General features: G+C 68.8%; 17 protein-coding genes. 11 read left to right on the top strand and 6 right to left on the bottom strand.

Annotated features, from left to right (window positions below):
- Positions 1 to 16: 16 nt before the first annotated feature.
- Complete coding sequence (locus ACFQ91_RS00970; RefSeq protein ID WP_211978838.1) at positions 17 to 991, top strand: 3-hydroxyacyl-CoA dehydrogenase NAD-binding domain-containing protein; 975 nt, start codon at positions 17 to 19, stop codon at positions 989 to 991.
- A gap of 50 nt (positions 992 to 1,041) precedes the next feature.
- Here the strand turns inward: ACFQ91_RS00970 and ACFQ91_RS00965 are convergent, their stop codons facing one another.
- Positions 1,042 to 1,395, bottom strand: coding sequence for a nuclear transport factor 2 family protein (locus tag ACFQ91_RS00965; protein WP_137824361.1), 354 nt, complete (start codon positions 1,393 to 1,395; stop codon positions 1,042 to 1,044).
- A 236-nt stretch (positions 1,396 to 1,631) separates the two neighbouring features.
- Here ACFQ91_RS00965 and ACFQ91_RS00960 point away from each other — a divergent pair, with 236 nt between their 5' ends.
- The 6 genes from ACFQ91_RS00960 to ACFQ91_RS00935 all read left to right on the top strand — a co-directional run bounded on the left by ACFQ91_RS00960 (position 1,632) and on the right by ACFQ91_RS00935 (position 9,541).
- A complete protein-coding gene (locus ACFQ91_RS00960) occupies positions 1,632 to 3,014 on the top strand; it encodes an NAD-dependent succinate-semialdehyde dehydrogenase (RefSeq protein WP_198499528.1) in 1,383 nt (460 codons plus the stop codon).
- Positions 3,015 to 3,196: 182 nt separating this feature from the next.
- Positions 3,197 to 4,576: a short-chain fatty acid transporter gene (locus tag ACFQ91_RS00955; protein ID WP_198499527.1), complete on the top strand. Its 1,380-nt coding sequence runs from the start codon at positions 3,197 to 3,199 to the stop codon at positions 4,574 to 4,576.
- Between the two features lie 328 nt (positions 4,577 to 4,904).
- Entirely contained in the window at positions 4,905 to 6,968 is a 2,064-nt protein-coding gene (gene betT, locus ACFQ91_RS00950; RefSeq protein ID WP_232623681.1) for a choline BCCT transporter BetT, read from the top strand.
- Between the two features lie 52 nt (positions 6,969 to 7,020).
- Positions 7,021 to 8,433 (top strand): pyridoxal-dependent decarboxylase, encoded by a 1,413-nt coding sequence (locus tag ACFQ91_RS00945; RefSeq protein ID WP_198499525.1) that lies wholly within the window; start codon positions 7,021 to 7,023, stop codon positions 8,431 to 8,433.
- A complete protein-coding gene (locus ACFQ91_RS00940; protein ID WP_232623680.1) occupies positions 8,430 to 9,071 on the top strand; it encodes a DNA-3-methyladenine glycosylase I in 642 nt (213 codons plus the stop codon). The genes ACFQ91_RS00945 and ACFQ91_RS00940 overlap by 4 nt, the downstream gene beginning before the upstream one ends.
- 32 nt (positions 9,072 to 9,103) lie before the next feature.
- Positions 9,104 to 9,541 carry an NUDIX domain-containing protein gene (locus ACFQ91_RS00935; RefSeq protein ID WP_198499524.1) on the top strand — a complete coding sequence of 146 codons (438 nt, stop codon included), beginning with the start codon at positions 9,104 to 9,106 and terminating at the stop codon, positions 9,539 to 9,541.
- Between the two features lie 22 nt (positions 9,542 to 9,563).
- Here the strand turns inward: ACFQ91_RS00935 and ACFQ91_RS00930 are convergent, their stop codons facing one another.
- The gene (locus tag ACFQ91_RS00930; RefSeq protein WP_198499523.1) at positions 9,564 to 10,115 is read right to left on the bottom strand and encodes a hypothetical protein; all 552 of its coding nucleotides are present in this window, start codon (positions 10,113 to 10,115) and stop codon (positions 9,564 to 9,566) included.
- A gap of 159 nt (positions 10,116 to 10,274) precedes the next feature.
- Here ACFQ91_RS00930 and ACFQ91_RS00925 point away from each other — a divergent pair, with 159 nt between their 5' ends.
- The gene (locus ACFQ91_RS00925) at positions 10,275 to 11,570 is read left to right on the top strand and encodes an MFS transporter (RefSeq protein ID WP_211978839.1); all 1,296 of its coding nucleotides are present in this window, start codon (positions 10,275 to 10,277) and stop codon (positions 11,568 to 11,570) included.
- A 79-nt stretch (positions 11,571 to 11,649) separates the two neighbouring features.
- On the opposite strand, the gene ACFQ91_RS00920 is transcribed toward ACFQ91_RS00925, so the two are convergent.
- Positions 11,650 to 12,021, bottom strand: coding sequence for a helix-turn-helix transcriptional regulator (locus ACFQ91_RS00920; protein WP_198499521.1), 372 nt, complete (start codon positions 12,019 to 12,021; stop codon positions 11,650 to 11,652).
- Between the two features lie 16 nt (positions 12,022 to 12,037).
- Here ACFQ91_RS00920 and ACFQ91_RS00915 point away from each other — a divergent pair, with 16 nt between their 5' ends.
- Together ACFQ91_RS00915 and ACFQ91_RS00910 are read left to right on the top strand one after the other, a co-directional pair.
- A complete protein-coding gene (locus tag ACFQ91_RS00915) occupies positions 12,038 to 12,526 on the top strand; it encodes an SRPBCC domain-containing protein (protein ID WP_198499520.1) in 489 nt (162 codons plus the stop codon).
- A 135-nt stretch (positions 12,527 to 12,661) separates the two neighbouring features.
- The gene (locus ACFQ91_RS00910; RefSeq protein ID WP_198499519.1) at positions 12,662 to 13,153 is read left to right on the top strand and encodes a hypothetical protein; all 492 of its coding nucleotides are present in this window, start codon (positions 12,662 to 12,664) and stop codon (positions 13,151 to 13,153) included.
- 321 nt (positions 13,154 to 13,474) lie between these two features.
- On the opposite strand, the gene ACFQ91_RS00905 is transcribed toward ACFQ91_RS00910, so the two are convergent.
- On the bottom strand, positions 13,475 to 14,479 hold the full coding sequence (locus ACFQ91_RS00905) for an aldo/keto reductase family protein (RefSeq protein ID WP_198499518.1): 1,005 nt from the start codon (positions 14,477 to 14,479) through the stop codon (positions 13,475 to 13,477).
- 62 nt (positions 14,480 to 14,541) lie between these two features.
- Positions 14,542 to 15,450 carry an EamA family transporter gene (locus ACFQ91_RS00900; RefSeq protein WP_198499517.1) on the bottom strand — a complete coding sequence of 303 codons (909 nt, stop codon included), beginning with the start codon at positions 15,448 to 15,450 and terminating at the stop codon, positions 14,542 to 14,544.
- 39 nt (positions 15,451 to 15,489) lie between these two features.
- On the opposite strand from ACFQ91_RS00900, the gene ACFQ91_RS00895 reads away from it, so the two are divergent.
- Positions 15,490 to 16,419 carry a LysR family transcriptional regulator gene (locus ACFQ91_RS00895; protein WP_232623679.1) on the top strand — a complete coding sequence of 310 codons (930 nt, stop codon included), beginning with the start codon at positions 15,490 to 15,492 and terminating at the stop codon, positions 16,417 to 16,419.
- Positions 16,420 to 16,471: 52 nt separating this feature from the next.
- Here the strand turns inward: ACFQ91_RS00895 and ACFQ91_RS00890 are convergent, their stop codons facing one another.
- Entirely contained in the window at positions 16,472 to 17,113 is a 642-nt protein-coding gene (locus ACFQ91_RS00890) for a hypothetical protein (RefSeq protein ID WP_198499516.1), read from the bottom strand.
- Between the last annotated feature and the right edge of the window lie 59 nt (positions 17,114 to 17,172).

Raw genomic sequence — 17,172 nt, 5'->3', positions numbered from 1 at the left:
GGTATAGCCTGGGTGCATGTCGTTCACAGTCGCCGTCATCGGGGCCGGCACCATCGGCCGCTCCTTCGCCCGTCTCTTCGCCGGTTCGGGATACGACGTCGCCGTCGTCGATCCCCGGGACGACCTCGCCGAGGTAGTCGCAGGCATCCGTGCCGACGTTCGCACCGATGCCGCCGCCCGTGCCGCAGCCGTGGAGGAGCGCGACCCCGACCTCGTCGGCTCGGACCTCGACGAGACGGCCGCGCGGGCACGGACCGGCACCGTCGACCTCGCGGACTCGCTCGAGGAGGCGGTCGCCTCGGCGGGATTCGTCCAGGAGTCCGGCCCCGAGGACCCGGACGAGAAGCCCCGGCTCTTCGCCCGGATCGCCGCGGCGGCACCGGCTGGGGCGGTGCTCGCGACCTCGTCGTCGACGATCCCCGCCTCCCACCTCGTCGGTGCCCTGCCCGCCGAGGCGGCCGCCCGGGTCATCGTCGGCCACCCGTTCAACCCGCCGCACCTCATGCCGCTCGTCGAAGTCGTCCCCTCCCCGGTCACGAGCTCCGAGACGCTCACCCGCGCCGTCGAGTTCTACCGCAGCTGCGGACGCGAACCCGTCGTCCTCGCCCGCGAGGTCCGCGGATTCGTCGGCAATCGCCTGCAGAACGCGCTGCTCAAGGAGGCGATCGCGCTCGTCGAGAACGGGGTCGTCACCGCCGCCGACCTCGATGCGGTGATGCGGAACTCACTGGGCCTGCGGTGGGCGGCCGTCGGCCAGTTCGAGGGCATGCACCACGGCGGGGGAGAGGCCGGGATCCGCGGGTTCATGCACCACATCGGCCCGGCGTTCGCCGCGATCGACGACCTGCCGCTCGACCTCGGCGATGAGGCGATGGAGACGGTGTTCGCGCAGGTCGAGGACGCCTATGGGGCGACGCCGAGTCCGGCCGCGGCTGCCGAGCGCGACCGGATCCAGCGCGCCGTGCTCAGAGCGCGCGGGCAGGCGCAGTAGCGCGCGGGCACGCGCAGCAGTGCGGGGTCACGCCCAGCCCTGAGACCAGCTCAGACGGCGCCGACGTAGAAGTACGAGGTGCGGGTGCTGATGAGGCCCTCGGCGTCGAAGCGGAAGAAGTCGGCGAAGCCCACCGTCGTCTCCGAGCCGTCCTTGAGACGACCGGCGAAGGTGCCGCGGCTGGCGGCGGCCTCACCGTCGACGAGGATCTCGGCGAGTTCGTGGGCACCGGATTCGATGACGCGCTCGCCGAGGTAGAAGTCCGTGATCTGCTGCCCGACCATCGTCGGGTAGCCGGGACGGTCGTAGGTGGCGTCGGCGGCGAAGAGCGCGGCGGTGGCCACGGGATCCCCGGCGTCGACGGTCGTGTAGTAGCGCTTGACGAGATCTGTGACTGAGGTCATAGCGCCAACTTAGCAGTCGCCGCCGGTGCCCGGGGGTCGAGGCATCGATCCCCGGGCATCCGCGGGCGAGCGAGGCGAGCATGCCGGCACGAGCAAGCATCCAGGGAATTCGGTGGGAAGGGGAATTGCCGCGGACCCGGATCGGCCATAGCGTGGGACGTACACGCGGTGACCACCTCGGCGAGGGCCTGCGGTCACCGACGATTCCCGGCATCGAAGCAGAGAAGAGGTCCATCATGTCCACCCTGTATCGCGTCACCAACCCCGCCACCGGCGACGTCGTCGAGGAGTTCCCGACGGCCACGGACGCGGAGATCATGGCCGCCATCGACCGGTCGGCGACGACGTTCACCGAGTGGAGCCAGACCCCGGTCGCCGAACGCGCGGCCCTGCTCACGCGGGTCGCGGAGATCTACGCCGCACGCGCCGAAGAGCTCGCCGAGGTCATCAGGCTCGAGATGGGCAAGTCCGTGCCCGAGGGCAAGGGCGAGGTCGCGCTGAGCTCGGCGATCTACCGCTACTTCGCCGACAACGCCGAGGCGTTCCTCGCCGATGAGCCGCTGCGCGGTCCCGAGGACGGCACCGCATGGATCCGCCGCAAGCCCGTCGGCTCGCTGCTCGGCATCATGCCGTGGAACTTCCCGTACTACCAGGTCGCCCGCTTCGCCGCCCCGAACCTCGCGCTCGGCAACACGATCCTGCTCAAGCATGCCCCGCAGTGCCCGCGGTCGGCGGCGATCATGGAGGAGATCTTCACCGAGGCGGGTCTGCCCGAGGGCGCGTACATCAACATCTACGCGAGCAACGAGCAGGTCGCCGACCTCATCCTCCCCGACCCCCGCAACCAGGGCGTGTCCCTGACCGGATCCGAACGTGCCGGAGCCGCCGTCGCCGCGGAGGCGGGCAAGAACCTCAAGAAGGTCGTCCTCGAACTGGGCGGCTCCGACCCGTACATCCTCCTCGACACCGAGGATGTCGCGAAGAGCGCGAAGACGTTCTTCAACACCCGGATGGGCAACACCGGCCAGGCCTGCAACTCGCCCAAGCGGATGATCGTCATGGACGACGTCTACGACGAGTTCCTCGAATCGATCACCGCCGCCGCGAAGAAGGCCACCCCCGAGGTTCCCGGGGAGGAGGGCTCGCGCCTGTCTCCGCTGTCCTCGGTCGCCGCCGCCGACCGCTTCGTCGAACAGGTGCAGGACACCGTGAGCCAGGGCGCGACCCTGCTCGCCGGCGGGAAGAAGTACGAGGGCGGAGGCGCCTACGTCGAACCCGTCGTCCTCGCCGACGTCGAGAAGGGCATGCGCGGCTACTACGAGGAGCTCTTCGGCCCCGCCGTCATCGTCTACAAGGTGAGCAGTGAGGACGAGGCCGTCGAACTCGCCAACGACACCCCCTTCGGCCTCGGGGCCGCCGTGTTCTCCGGCGACGTCGAGCGCGCCGAGCGCGTCGGCGCGCAGATCGACTCGGGCATGGTCTTCATCAATGCGCCCGAGGGCTCACGCGAGTACCTGCCCTTCGGCGGCGTCAAGCGCTCCGGCGTCGGGCGTGAGCTCGGCCCGCTGGCGATGGACGAGTTCGTCAACAAGCAGCTCGTGTTCAAGAGCGACAAGTGAGGGCCGAGGACTCAGCACGGCGGGAGGGCGTGAGCGCTCGCCGCCGCTGAGTCCGACCCGGCGCAGAAGGCGTCGTCCGCATCCGCGGACGGCGCCTTCGCCGTGTGCGGGTCCCCGCAGGCGGTGACGGCGCTCACTGTATCCTGAAGTGATACACAGCACTTTCCCAGCAGGAGGTCCTCATGTCGGCACCGACGCCGTCTGCCCACAAGAACGTCGCGGCCTCGAAAGGGGTGATGCGACCGATCAACCGGGTCCTCGAGCAGTGGATCCCCTCGGCCCTGACCTTCGCGATCGTGCTCACCCTCATCGTCGCCGTCCTCGCCTTCATCCTCACCGGGGCGAGCCCGGTCGAGGTCGTCACGAGTTGGGGCGTCGGCCTCTCCGGGCTGCTCGAGTTCATGACGCAGATGTGCCTCATCCTGCTCCTCGGCCACATCCTCGCCAACACCGGCCCCGTCCAGGCGCTGCTCTCCCGGCTCGCACAGGTGCCGGGATCCCCGGCATTCGCCTACGTCTTCGTCTTCCTCGTCGCCGCCGTCGCGAGCCTCATCACGTGGGGACTCGGCCTCGTCGTCGGTGCACTCCTGGCCAGGGAGGTCGCCGTCCAGGCGCGCCGGCGCGGCATCAAGGTCCATTTCCCGCTCCTCGTCGCCGCCGGCTACTCCGGAATGGTCGTCTGGCACATGGGCTATTCGGGGTCGGGTCCGCTGACCGCCGCAACCCCGGACTCGTTCCTCGCCGACTCCCTCGGCGGTGAGATCGTGCCCGTGAGCGAGACGATCTTCTCGACGTGGAATCTGCTCGCCATCCTCGGCGTCATCGTCGTGTGCAGCGTCCTCTTCTACCTCATCGCCCCGAAGCAGGGCGCCACGGTCTACGAGATGCCCGAATCGATGTCCTCGGGGGAGCGCGGCCCCCTCGTCGAGGAGATCGTCACACCCGCTGACCGCATCGACGCCTCCCGCATCCTCACCCTCGTCATCGGCTTCGCCCTCGTCGCCTACCTCATCATCCACTTCGCCCAGGGCGGGGGACTGACCCTCGACATCGTCAACTGGTCCTTCCTCGCCCTCATCTTCCTCCTCGTGCGGAACCCGTTCGAACTCATCGCCCTGACCAAGGACGCGGCATCGAACGTCGGGGAGATCCTCCTCCAATTCCCGCTCTACGCCGGCATCCTCGGCATCATGTCCGGCACCGGACTCATCGCAGTGTTCTCCGATGCGTTCGTCTCGATCGCCAACCCCGTCTCCTTCGGCGTCCTCGCGCTGCTCTCGGCGGGCCTCGTCAACTTCTTCGTCCCCTCCGGCGGCGGCCAGTTCGCCGTGCAGGGTCCGATCATGCTCGACGCGGCCAACCAGCTCGGCGTCGACCCGTCGATCGCGATCATGGCGGTGTCCTACGGCGACCAGTGGACGAACATGCTCCAGCCGTTCTGGGCGCTGCCGGTGCTCGCGATCGCGGGCCTGAAGATGCGCGACATCCTCGGCTACACGTTCATCACGTTCCTCGGCTCGGGAGTCGTCATGGCGACGGTCCTCCTCCTCGTCTCACTCTGAGGAGATCCGTCCAGGCGGTGGCCCGAGCGTCCGCTCGGGCTGCGCCTGGGCTGGTCAGCGGACCACAGGCCCTCGGCGGGACCCGCGGAGTGTGGCCCGCGTCTCATTTTGCCAAGAATTCAGGGGTGCGCTACCGAAAATTCGGATATGGTAGCCTCCATCGTCGGTTGCCGGAAGTGCGGCGGCCTGTGATCATCGAGTCCGGGACACGGCTCTCCAAGACCCCCAATCCCCAATCTCGTGTTGCCCATGTACCCCTAGTTGCCCCATGAACCCCCAGTTGCCCATGACATCGCGGCGGTCGGTCGCCGGACGAGGGAGCGAAGAGATGACACTCCAGGCAAAGCAATCCAACGAGGACGCGGCGGGCAGGTCGAAGAAGAACCTGCCACCGGTCAACAAGCGCGTCTTCATCGCGGCGGCCGTCGGCACGCTCGCGATCACACTGTGGGCGTTCCTCGCCCCCGTCAACGCCCAGGCCGTCCTCGGTGCTGTGGTCGGGTGGACCTCGGACTGGTTCGGGTGGTTCTACGTCCTCCTCGTCGCGATCGTCCTCGTCTTCGTCATCTACCTCGCCGCCTCCCGGTACGGGTCGACGAAGCTCGGCCCCGAGCATTCGAAGCCCGAATTCGGTCTCCTGTCGTGGGCGTCGATGCTCTTCGCCGCCGGCATCAGCACCGACCTCATGTTCTTCGCCGTGGCCGAACCCGTTACGCAGTACCTGCAGCCGCCGAGCACGGAACCCGGGACCGTCGACGCCGCCCGTGAGGCGACCGTGTGGACGCTCTTCCACTACGGGCTCAGCGGCTGGGGCCTCTACGCCCTCATGGGCATCGCGCTCGCCTACTTCGCCTACCGGATGAACATGCCGCTGGCGATCCGCTCGGCACTCGCCCCGCTCTTCGGCAAGCGGGTCCAGGGGACGCTCGGCGACACCGTCGACTTCGCGGCCCTCCTCGGCACGATCTTCGGTGTGGCCACCTCGCTCGGCATCGGCGTCGTCATGGTCAACGTCGGCCTCAACGTCGTCTTCGGCCTGCCTGTGTCCGTGGCGTCCCAGGTCGCCATCGTCGTCATCGGCGTGGGCGTGGCCACGCTCTCAGCGGTCTCCGGCGTCGACAAGGGCATCAAGTTCCTCTCCCTGCTCAACGTCTTCGCCGCGATCGCCCTGAGCATCTGGGTGCTCGTGGCCGGCAACACGCAGTTCCTCCTCAACGCATTCGTCCTCAACGTCACCGACTTCGTCCGCCTCTTCCCGAACATGGTGGGCCAGACCTTCGCCTTCGAGGACACGGGCACGTGGATGACGGACTGGACGCTGTTCTTCTGGGCCTGGTGGATCGCCTGGGCATCCTTCGTCGGACTCTTCCTCGCCCGCATCTCGCGGGGCCGCACGATCCGCCAGTTCGTCATCGGCACCCTGACGATCCCCTTCATCTACATCTTCATGTGGATCTCGATCTACGGGAACTCCGCACTCGACATCATCCGCAGCGGCAACCTGGAGTTCGGGGAGCAGACGATGCTCAATCCCGAGGGCGGCTTCTACGAGCTGCTCGCCCAGTACCCGGCCTTCACCGTCGTCGCGGCTCTGGCAACCCTCACTGCCCTCCTCTTCTACGTCACCTCGGCGGACTCCGCGGCCCTCGTCATGGCGAACCTCTCCTCGTTCCTGCCCACCCCGCAGGACGACGGACGGGCGGGGCTGCGGATCTTCTGGGCCGTGCTCACCGGTGCGCTGACCGTGGCGATGCTCATCGTCGGCGGGATCGGCGCGCTGCAGAGCGCGACGGTCATCATGGGTCTGCCCTTCGCCTTCGTCATCATCCTCGTGATGATCGGCCTCTACAGAGCCCTGCGCGTCGAAGGCAACCGCGTCGACAGCGTCGAGCAGAGCCTCTCGGGCTCGCTCGCCCGCCGGTCGGGCCGGGGATCGGAGACGTGGAAGAAGCAGCTCTCCCGGGTGCTCGCGTTCCCCAGCGGGAGCAAGGTCCGCGACTACGAGCAGAACGTGCTCCTGCCGACGATGCAGGAGATCGCCGAGGAGATGCGCTCACGCGGCATCTCCGCCCGCTGCGGGCGGGTCGACTCCGAGGGGCGCTTCGACGAGAACGGAGACCTCGTCGAACTCGAGGTCGACGGCGAGGGCCAGTACCCGTTCCGCTACCAGGTGTGGCCGCACAAGGTCAGTGTGCCGTCGTTCGGCGGCCGCGTCCCGCGCGGCACCGAGGACTACTACCGGATGGAGGTCTACCTCGACGGCGGAGCCGGTCAGGGCTACGACATCATGGGCTACACGAAGGACCAGCTCATCGATGACGTCCTCGACAAGTACGAGCGCCACGTCGAGTTCCTCCACATGCAGGAGAACATCGCCGGCGGCACCGAGTGATGGTGAGGGAGTCGGGCCGCGGATCCGGCGCGCGTCGCCGGGCGGTGCGTCGGTGACGCCCGAGGAGTTCCGGCGGCACGGCCACGACCTCATCGACTGGATCGCCGACTACCGCGCCTCCCTGCCGCAGCGGCCCGTGCGCGCGAGTGTCGCCCCCGGTGACATCGCCGCTCAGCTGGCCGCCTCGGCGCCGGAGGACGGGGAGGACCCGACCGCGGTGCTCGGGGATCTCGATGACATCGTCATGCCCGGGCTCACGCACTGGCAGCATCCGCGGTTCTTCAACTTCTTCCCCGCCAACAGCGAGCTCTCCTCGGTGCTCGGGGACATCGCGAGTTCGGGGCTCGGAGTGCTCGGGCTGTCCTGGGAGGCCTCCCCGGCGCTGTCGGAGGTCGAGCAGGTCGTCCTCGGGTGGGCCCGCGACCTCTTCGGGCTGCCCGCGGACTTCCGCGGGGTCATCCAGGACACGGCCTCGACGGCGACGCTGCTCGCGATGCTCGAGGCCAGGGAGCGCGCCTCGGACTTCGCGATGATGGGACCCGGGCTCACCCAGGCGAGCGCTCCGCTGACGGTCTACCTCAGCCCGTACGCGCACTCCTCGGTGCGCAAGGCCGTGCTCCTCGCCGGGTTCGGGGAGGACCAGATCCGCTGGGTCGACGTCGACGAGGACTTCGCGATGGATCCGGAATCCCTCGCCGAAGCGGTCGCGGCGGACCGTGCGGCCGGTGCCGTCCCCGCCGCGGTCGTCGCGACGTGCGGAACGACGACGACCACGGGACTCGACCCGCTCGCGGCGATCGGGGAGGTCGCCGCCGCGCACGGACTGTGGTTCCACGTCGATGCCGCGATGGCCGGCTCCGCCCTCATCCTCCCGGAGATGCGGGGCATGGCAGACGGCATCGATCGCGCCGATTCGCTCGTCATCAACGTCCACAAGTGGTTCGGGGTCGCCTTCGACTGCTCCCTGTTCTTCGTCCGCGATCCCGCCCATCTCGAGGCGGTGATGTCGACGAACCCCTCGTACCTGCAGTCCGATCGGGACGCCGAGGTGACCAACCTCCGCGACTGGGGCGTGCCCTTGGGACGCCGGTTCCGGGCGCTCAAACTGTGGTTCATGCTCCGCATCGAAGGCGCCGAGGCGATCCGCGCCCGCCTGCGCCGCGACCTTGAGAACGCCCGCTGGTTCGCCGCGCAGGTCGAGGCCGAACCGGACTGGACCGTCGTCGCCCCCGTGCCCCTGCAGACCGTGTGCATCCGCCATGAGCCGCCGGGCCTGACCGGGGAGGACCTCGACGCGCACACCCGGGAGTGGGCGCGGGCGGTCAACGACTCCGGGCGCGCGTACGTGTCCCCGTCGACGCTCGACGGGCGGTGGATGGTGCGGATCTCGATCGGCTCCCTGACGACGGAGCGCAGCGACGTCGCAGCGCTGTGGGAGACTCTCAAGGAGGCAGCGGCACCATGAGGGAGGAGACGAGCGCCGTGGAGTCCAGCGCAGCGGAGACGATGGCAGGCGGCCCGGTCGTCGGTGAGGACGGTCTCGCGCGCACCCCGTGGGCCTACGGGGATCCGCTCCTGCTCGAGTACTACGACACCGAGTGGGGTCTGCCCGTGCGCGATGAGTCCGGGCTCTTCGAGCGCCTCAGCCTCGAGGGCTTCCAGGCGGGACTGTCGTGGCTGACGATCCTCAAGAAGCGCGAACGGTTCCGCGAGGTCTTCGCCCACTTCGATGTCGACACCGTCGCCGGCTACGGTGACGCCGAGGTGGCAGCCCTCCTCGCCGATCCCGGCATCATCCGCCATCGCGGGAAGATCGAGGCATGCATCGGCAACGCCCGGGCGATCATCGCGCTGCGGGACTCCGGCGGCATCGCCGAGTTCATCTGGAGCTTCCGGCCCGCGCAGACCCCGACACCGCAGACGATCGCCGAGGTGCCCACGACCTCCTCGGAATCGGCGGCACTGTCGAAGGCGCTCAAGCGCGAGGGGTTCCGCTTCGTCGGTCCGACCACGATGTATGCGCTCATGGAGGCCGTCGGTATGGTGGACACGCACCTCGTCGGCTCCCATCGCCGAGGCGCCTCCGGCCTCTGGTCGGACTGAACCGGACACCACCGCCTCGGCGAAAGGACACCATGAGGGACATCCGCGTGAGCGCGCTCGTCGTCATCCACCCCGACCGCCCGGAGCTCCTCATGGTCCGCAAGACCGGGACGACGTCGTTCATGCTGCCCGGAGGCAAACCGGAGGCGGGTGAGACCCCGGAGGACACGATCATCCGGGAGATCGCCGAGGAGCTCGGACTCGACCTCGATCCCGCCCGGCTCTCGTCGCTCGGGGAGTTCACCGCGGCGGCCGCCAATGAGGCCGACCATCGGGTCATCGGCGACGTCTTCGTCTACGACGGTGTGCCGGCCGGGCTCGACCTCACCGATATCAGGCATCAGGCCGAGATCGCCGCGGCCGGATGGTTCCCGTGCGCTCCGATGCCCGCCGACACCGTCGAGCGCCAGTTCGCCCCGCTCACCCGGGATCGGGTGGTGCCGGCGCTGGCGGCGGCCGGCGCGCTCTGAGGCCGCCGGAGGTCGGCGACGCTCAGCCCTGCGGCTGGCGGGAGTACGCGACGAGGGCGCGGTAGAGGTCGAGGGGTGCGCAGTTCGCGCCCTTGGCCAGGGACTTCACGAGCTTCCGGTAGGCGGTGTAGTCGACATGCGACGGGTTGGCGGATTCGAGCAGCCCATGGTCGTGGAGGACGCCGACGGCGCGGGCGTCGAGGATCGCGTACTTCTTCGGATCGAAGACCGTGAGCAGGGCACTGGCCAGAGGGTTGCCGACTCCCGGCAGGACCTTGAGGAAGGGCAGGCGCAGATGGTTCGGGGTGTCATCGTCGAGGGCGACGGCGGTGACGTAGTCGATGTCGTCGCCGGAGAGCTTCTCGGCCATCGGCAACACCGCGACGGCCTTCCACTCGACGACCTTGAGGAAGTTCTTGCGCTTGTAGCCCTCGCGGCGCACGACCTTCGGGGCGATCGAATCGAAGATCTCAGCCTCGAGCTCGGTGAGTTCGTACAGGGGCTCGTAGCGGAGGACGAAAGCCGTGTCGATGAGGCCGGAGGACGGGCTGTCGGGAAGCTGCGACGAGGTCATGCCGCGATTCTACAGAACGTCGAGGAACACCAGATGACAGCTCTCTCCATGGGAGACGGCACGTCCGACCAGCGGAGACCTGCGGTTGGGGAGCGCACGGACATGGTCGATTGCGAGATCCGCAGCCGCCTCGGCGATGCGATGACGTAACGTGCGAGTATGGATGATCGTCGCACTCTGACCCCGGCCCTGCTCGGGCTCGTGTGGTCGGCGATGTTCGGCTTCTCCGGGTTCTTCCTCAGCTATTCGACGATGGTCTCGATCGGGGCGATCGGCGGGCTCGCGACCGTGACCGGCGGCGCGGTGCTGACGACGATGATGATCGGCGTCATCGCCGTCCAGCCCTTCGCCCCGTGGCTGGGCGCGCGGCTCGGCCTGCGCTCGGCCCTGCTCGTCGCCCTCGGACTCCAGGTGCTCGGGCAGGTGTGCGGCCTCATCGTGACGCAGCCGCTGCTCAGCCTCGTCCTCGCCGGGGTGTTCGGCGGCATGGGGTTCGGCCTCTTCGTCGTCCTCGCCAACGCCGCGGTCCCGGGGACGGTGGCACCGCGCCGGTTGGGGAAGGCGCTCGGCATCTTCGGCGGCATCACCTCGCTCGCGGCGGCCCTCGGTGCGCCGTTCGGCCTGTGGCTCATCGGCGTCGTCCCCGTGTGGTCGTTCCGCCTCATCGCGTGCGGAACCCTGCTGCTCGCCGCACCGACGATCATCCGCTTCCTGCCCGGGCGTGTGCCGGTCCCGCCGCCCGGCGCCGAGCGCGACGGGCTGCCGGGCACACACCGCGCCGTTGACGCTGATGCTCAGGCTTCAGGCCATGACGCTGGTGCCCGGGGGTCGGGCGCCGACGTCGGTGCCCGGGGTTCGGGCCCTGATGCCGGCCGCGAGGTGTCCTCGCAGGGCCGGCACCGCCTCGGCGAGATCCTTCCTCTGCTCACCATGCTCGCGCCGTTCCTCATCGGCATGGTCACCTTCGGACTCATCGTCGGCTTCGGTCCAGGGGAGGGGATCGCCACTCCGGCGATCTACATCGGGATCATGCAGGTGTTCTCCGTCATCGGGCGCTTCGCCGCCGGAGCCGTCGCCGATGCGCGCTCGCCGCTCGGGCTCAACCTCGCCGGTGTCGGCCTGGCCGCCTGCGGCTTCATCGTCACGGCGATCACCGGCGGGGGAGTCGTCCTCGGGCTGGCGATGGCGGTGGTCGGGCTGGGGCTGGGCACCCTCCAGTCGGCGAGCCTCGTCATGGCGTTCACCGCCGTGAGCACTCCGGCGCGGGCGAGCGTCGCGTGGAACATGAGCTTCGACATCGGCCTCGGCATCGCCGGGGTCATCGGCGGGGTGGGGTTCACCTACCTCGGCGACACCGTGACCTTCCTGCTGTGCGCCGGGATCCTCCTGCTCGCGGGACTCGTGTCATGGATCGTCGCCGCGCGGCGAGCCGGCACATCGGGTGGCCGGGACTAGAGGGAGCAGACCGCGGATTTCACCCTGGACCCGGCGCAGACTCCGAGACTGGCCAAGATGAGTGCGCGCAGTGGCCGGGTCACTCAGCCTCGGTGTCGAGGGAGGCGAGGAGTTCGACGGCGGCATGAGCATAGTCGCCGATCCACCGGTCGTGGATCCGCTTGATCGGCAACGGAGCCAGGGCGAGCACCCGGGTCCGGCCGACCCTGCGACCGGTGAGCAACTCGGCGTGTTCGAGCACACGGATGTGCTGGAGGACCGTCGTGCGATCGAGGTCGGGAAACTCGGCGGCGACGGCGCCGGTCGTCCGCGGTTCGGCGCGGAGGAGGTCGAGGATGCGACGCCGGGTCGGATTCGCCAGCGCCTTGAACACCGCGTCGTCGCGAGAGTCGGCGGATCCGCTTTCCGCGCGGTCGCCTCGGCGCGAACCTGTTCCCTTCTCCTCAGACATGTGGTAAAAATATCACATGAATGATGAGCAGAACGACAAGCAGGCCCCGCTGGAGGAGCTCTCCTTCACGGTCACCGGCTACATCTCGAAGACGCCCCATGAGACCTATGAGGCGGTGGCCGACCCCGAGCAGCTCTCGAAGTACTTCACGACCGGCGGCGCCCGCGGTCGACTCGACCCCGGCGCCGAGGTGACCTGGGACTTCGCTGACTTCCCTGGGCGCTTCCCGGTCGATGTCATCGAGACCATCCCCGATGAGAAGATCGTCATCGCGTGGGAGGGCTCGGAGCACACGACGACCCCGAAGACGACGACGACCTTCGAGTTCGCGCCGGTCGACAATGGAACCCGCACGCTCGTGACGATCACGGAGAAGGCGTGGAAGACGACGGTCGGCGGAGCTGAGGGCGCCTTCGGCAACTCGATGGGCTGGACCGGCATGCTCGCCGCGCTCAAGGCATGGGTCGAATACGGCATCAACCTCCGCGAGGGCTTCTACAAGTAGACCGTCGCCAGTGGCGAGCGTTGATCAGCCACAGCATCGCGGCGACCACGCGCCCTCGACCAACCTCAAGCGCGCCTTCATGGCCGCACGCCACGACCACCGGCGTCCCTGACGGTGATCAGTTAGGTTGGATGCATGGTGCTCGGCAAATGGGGAACAGTCTGGCGATTCGTCGTTCTCGCTGGGGGAATCGGCGGACTCGGTGGGGTGGTCACCATGGTGCTCCTCCTGCTGGTTCCGCAGATAGTCACGGGGGACGGTATGTCGATCGGGCCTGTGGACGGCTTCCTCGTCGCCACACGGTGGGCCCTTGGCATCGGCATCGGATTGGGCGTGGTCATGGGCATTCCGTGCAGTTTCGTCGTTCGGAGGACGGCGCCACGGCTGCATGGTCGTCTGAGCGCGGTGGTCTTCTGCTTCGTTCTCGGATTCGCCGCGGCTCTGACCCCAGTGATGCTCGTCAGCCTGGCCTCGGGCAGCTTCGTCCGGCCCCCGCCGATCGCGGTCTGGGAGTATGTGCTTTCACTGGCCAGTCTCAGCCTGCCCGCCGGCATCCTCACTGCATTGGCGTCGCCCCTCATCTTCGCACCGGCCGAGACACCGGCGCGCACGAGAACCGTGCCCTAGATTCGGTGCGGCGCGGCGGCAACGGGCCCGTCTGACGATCCACACCGACGACAGCCCAATCCGCTGCTCCACCGCATGAACGCTCCGCGCTGATCCTGCCGACTCGGCTCTCCGAGGTGGATCGAGCTCGACAATCCGCTGATCTTCAGCTCGGATCCACCTCGGGGGATTAGCAGATCCACCTCGGGGGATACGCGCCGGAGCGTCCACCCCGCGCCGGATCGCTCGAGCCACCCAGCGCCAGGCGCTCGAGCCACTGCCTGTCGGGAGTGATCGCTCCGCTTCCTGCCCGGGACCCGCCGGCGCGACCCGAGATGCGCGTCAGACGATGCGGGTCTCCGGGGACTTCGTCTTCGCGGGATCCGTCTCCGGGAGATCACCGAGCGCCTCATCGATGCGATCGAGCACCTCGGCGTCGAGCTTGACCCCGGCTGCGGCGACATTCGAGGCGATCTGCTCGGGACGCGACGCCCCGACGAGAGCGGTGGCGACGTTGTCATTGGCGAGCACCCACGCGATCGCCAGCTGGGCCATCGTCAGGTCGAGGTCGGCGGCGATCGGCTCGAGCTTCGCGACCGCCGTGAGCGTCTCATCATTGAGGTAGCGGGAGATCATGTCCGCCCCGCCCTTGTCATCAGTGGCGCGCGACCCGGCAGGGGCCGGCTGACCGACCTTGTACTTGCCGGTGAGGACACCCTGGGCGATCGGCGACCAGACGATCTGCGAGATGCCGAGCTCCTTCGACGTCGGCACCACCTGCGGTTCGATGACCCGCCACAGCATGTTGTACTGCGGCTGGTTCGAGATCAGCTGGATGCCGAGGTCCCGGGCGAGGTAGTGACCGGCGCGCAGCTGGTCGGCGTTCCATTCGCTCACACCGATGTAGAGCGCCTTGCCGGCCCGGACGATGTCGGCGAAGGCCTGCATCGTCTCCTCGAGCGGCGTCTCGTAGTCGTAGCGGTGCGCCTGGTAGAGGTCGACGTAGTCGGTGCCCAGGCGGGTGAGCGACCCGTTGATCGACTCCATGATGTGCTTGCGCGACAGTCCGGTGTCGTTGTGCCCCTTCGGGCCGGTCGGGAAGTAGACCTTCGTGAAGATCTCGACCGACTCCCGTCGCTGCCCGGCCAGCGCGTCGCCGAGGACCTGTTCGGCGGCGGTGTTGGCGTAGACGTCGGCGGTGTCGAACGTCGAGATGCCGGCGTCGAGGGCGGCATGGACGCTCTTCGTCGCGATGTCGTTCTCGACCTGCGAACCGTGGGTGAGCCAATTGCCGTACGTGATCTCCGAGATCTTCAATCCGCTGTTTCCGAGATACCTGAACTCCATATCCTCAGCCTACGACCGTGAGTCAAGGGGCTTCAGATCGTCATCGCCGAGGCGGTCCGTCGTCACGTGGGCTGTCCCCGCCGAGGTGGGGCGAGCTGTCCGCAGGCCAGCGCGGCCAGCGCGAGACCGAAGCCGGCGATCTGGAGCAGGGTGAGGCGTTCACCGGCGAAGAGCGCGCCGAGGCCCGCTGCCACGAGCGGTGAGAGCAGCCCGAGGAGGGCCGTCGCGGTCACTGGCAGGCGGCCCAACCCGCGGAACCACAGGGTGTAGGCGAGGATGCCGCCGACGATGCCGAGCCAGAGATAGCCGGCGACTCCCGCCGCATCGATGCGCTCCGGCACGCCCTCGACGGCCAGTGTGGGAACGAGGAGGACGAGCCCGCCCGCGGTCAGCTGCCAACCGGCGAAGCCGACCGCACTCAACCCCGGCGGGCGGCCCCAGCGCTTGACGAGGACGACACCGACGCCCATCGACGCCGCCCCGCCGATGCCGGCGAGGAGACCGATGGGGTCGAAGCCGGCCCCGGGCCCGAGGACGACCATGCCGACACCGATGACGCCGACGATGCCCCACGCCAGTCGCCACCGTGAGAGCCGTTCGCCGAGGATGACGACGGCGAGGACTGTGACGAGGATCGGCTGCGTGGCCCCCAAGGTTGCCGCGACTCCGCCCGGCAGGCGACCGGCGGCGACGAAGAGGAGCGGGAAGAAGACGCCGATGTTGAGGGTCCCGAGGACCAGCGCCTTCCACCACCACGAACCCTGCGGCAGCCGACGGGCGATGAGCAGGCCGATGAGGCCCGCCGGCAGGGAGCGCATGAGCGCGGCGAACAGCGGATGGTCGGCGGGCAGGAAAGCCGTCGTGACGAGGTAGGTCGTGCCCCAGACGGCAGGAGCGAGAGCGGTGGCGAGAGTCGCGCCGAGGCGGGACCGGGTGGGCGAGGGATGCGGAGGTGAGATCGTCGAAGTCATGTCTCCAGAGTCCGCCCGAATCAGCAATGAGTCCAACACATGCTTTTCATCTCAGCGATCGTGTACGACGATAAATGCATGGAGCTTCAGCAGATGCGCTATGCGATCGCCGTCGCCGAGGAGCGGAACTTCACGCGAGCCGCCGCGCGGTGTCACGTCGTCCAGTCGGCGCTCAGCCATCAGATCAAAGTCCTCGAACGTGAACTCGGCGTCACGCTCTTCGCGCGCACGAGCCGGCGCGTCGACCTCACCGATGCCGGTGCCGCGTTCATTCCCGCCGCCCGCGCCGCCCTCGAGGCCGCCGATCGGGCCGGGGCCGTCGCTGCGGCAGCGGCCGGTGAGATCCGCGGGACGCTGTCGATCGGCGTCATTCCCACGGTCACCGCCCTCGACCTCTCGGCCGTGCTCGCCGCACTGCACGCCAGACATCCCCATGTGCGGATCACGATGCGAGCCGGAGACAGCCGACGCTTCATCGCGGAGATTCGCGCCGGCGAGCTCGACGCCGCCGTGCTCGGACTGCCGGCCACGGTGAGCCCTGCGGGAACGGACCATCTCGTCCTCGCCGAGGAACGTCACGTCGCCGTCCTCGGTCCCGGGCACTGCCTCGGCGGACGACGTCGCCTCAGTCTCGCCGACATCGCGAACGAGACCTACGTCGATTTCCCCGTCGGCAGTCCCGGTCGGGAGCAGACCGACCGGGCGTTCGCCGCCGCCGGGCTGGCGCGCACCGTCGCGTTCGAGGTGATGACCGCAGAGATGATCCTCGATCTCGTCAGCGCGGACCTCGCGATCGCGCTCCTGCCCCCGGCGGTGGTGCCTGCGGGACGGGGCCTGACGACGGTGGCGGTCACCAGCGGTCCGACTCGCACCGAATACCTCGCGTGGAGTGATTTCAATCCGAGCCCGGCCGCGCTCGCCTTCGTCGAGGAGGTCAGGTCGGTCGTGGGCACGCACGGTCCGCGGTGACGAGAGGATCGACCCTGCGGTGACCGTCGCGGCTGCCCGGTGAACCGCGAGCTCAGCCGGCTGTTCGCCGTCGGCGCAGCACCGGCGGCAGCCCGAAGAGGATCGGCGGCCGCACCGCTGCGGTGGTCGCGGCGTCGCTGAGCGTCCACGCGCTCTCCCAGCTGATGAGCTCCCCAGCGTGGCAGACGGGATCGCCCCCGGACGACGGCGGTTCGGCCCAGAACCACAGGTTGATCCCGTACTCGATGACGGTGATGCTCGGGGTGCGCGGGGATTCGTCGGAAGTGTCGTCACCTGCGCTGCCGGCGCGGGTCCGCGCAGTGTTCTCCGCGACGAACTCTCTGTGGAGCTGCGCCGAGGCGGTCTCGGCTTCAACCCATCCGTCCGCACGATGGGGGAGGAGGACCCACGCCCCCGCGGGGACGTCGGCGGCAACGACCTCCTCGGCGGTGCGGACCGTGACGAATCCGGAGGGCACCTGTTCGAGTGCGTCGAGGAGGCTGCCGAGGCAGGCGGCGACCACCTCCGCCGACGGTGCGACGAGGAGGAGGCCGGTTGCCTCGACGAGGATGTCGTCCCTGTTCAGGCGCGTGAACGGACTGGCGTTCAGCTGCCTGACGACGACCTGCCAATGTGCGGGCACGGGAGCCTCGAGGAAGGCGTGCGTGACCGAGCGCTCGGCGTCGTGGCGCATCTTCACTCCTCCTCTCTCCCTCGATCGGCGGTGGGGTCGCACCGCACGAGGTGTCTTCA

The organism is Brevibacterium sp. NPDC056726 (genome assembly GCF_042790515.1).
GTDB lineage: Bacteria > Actinomycetota > Actinomycetes > Actinomycetales > Brevibacteriaceae > Brevibacterium > Brevibacterium sanguinis.
This window is presented reverse-complemented; position numbering and strand designations above follow the sequence as displayed.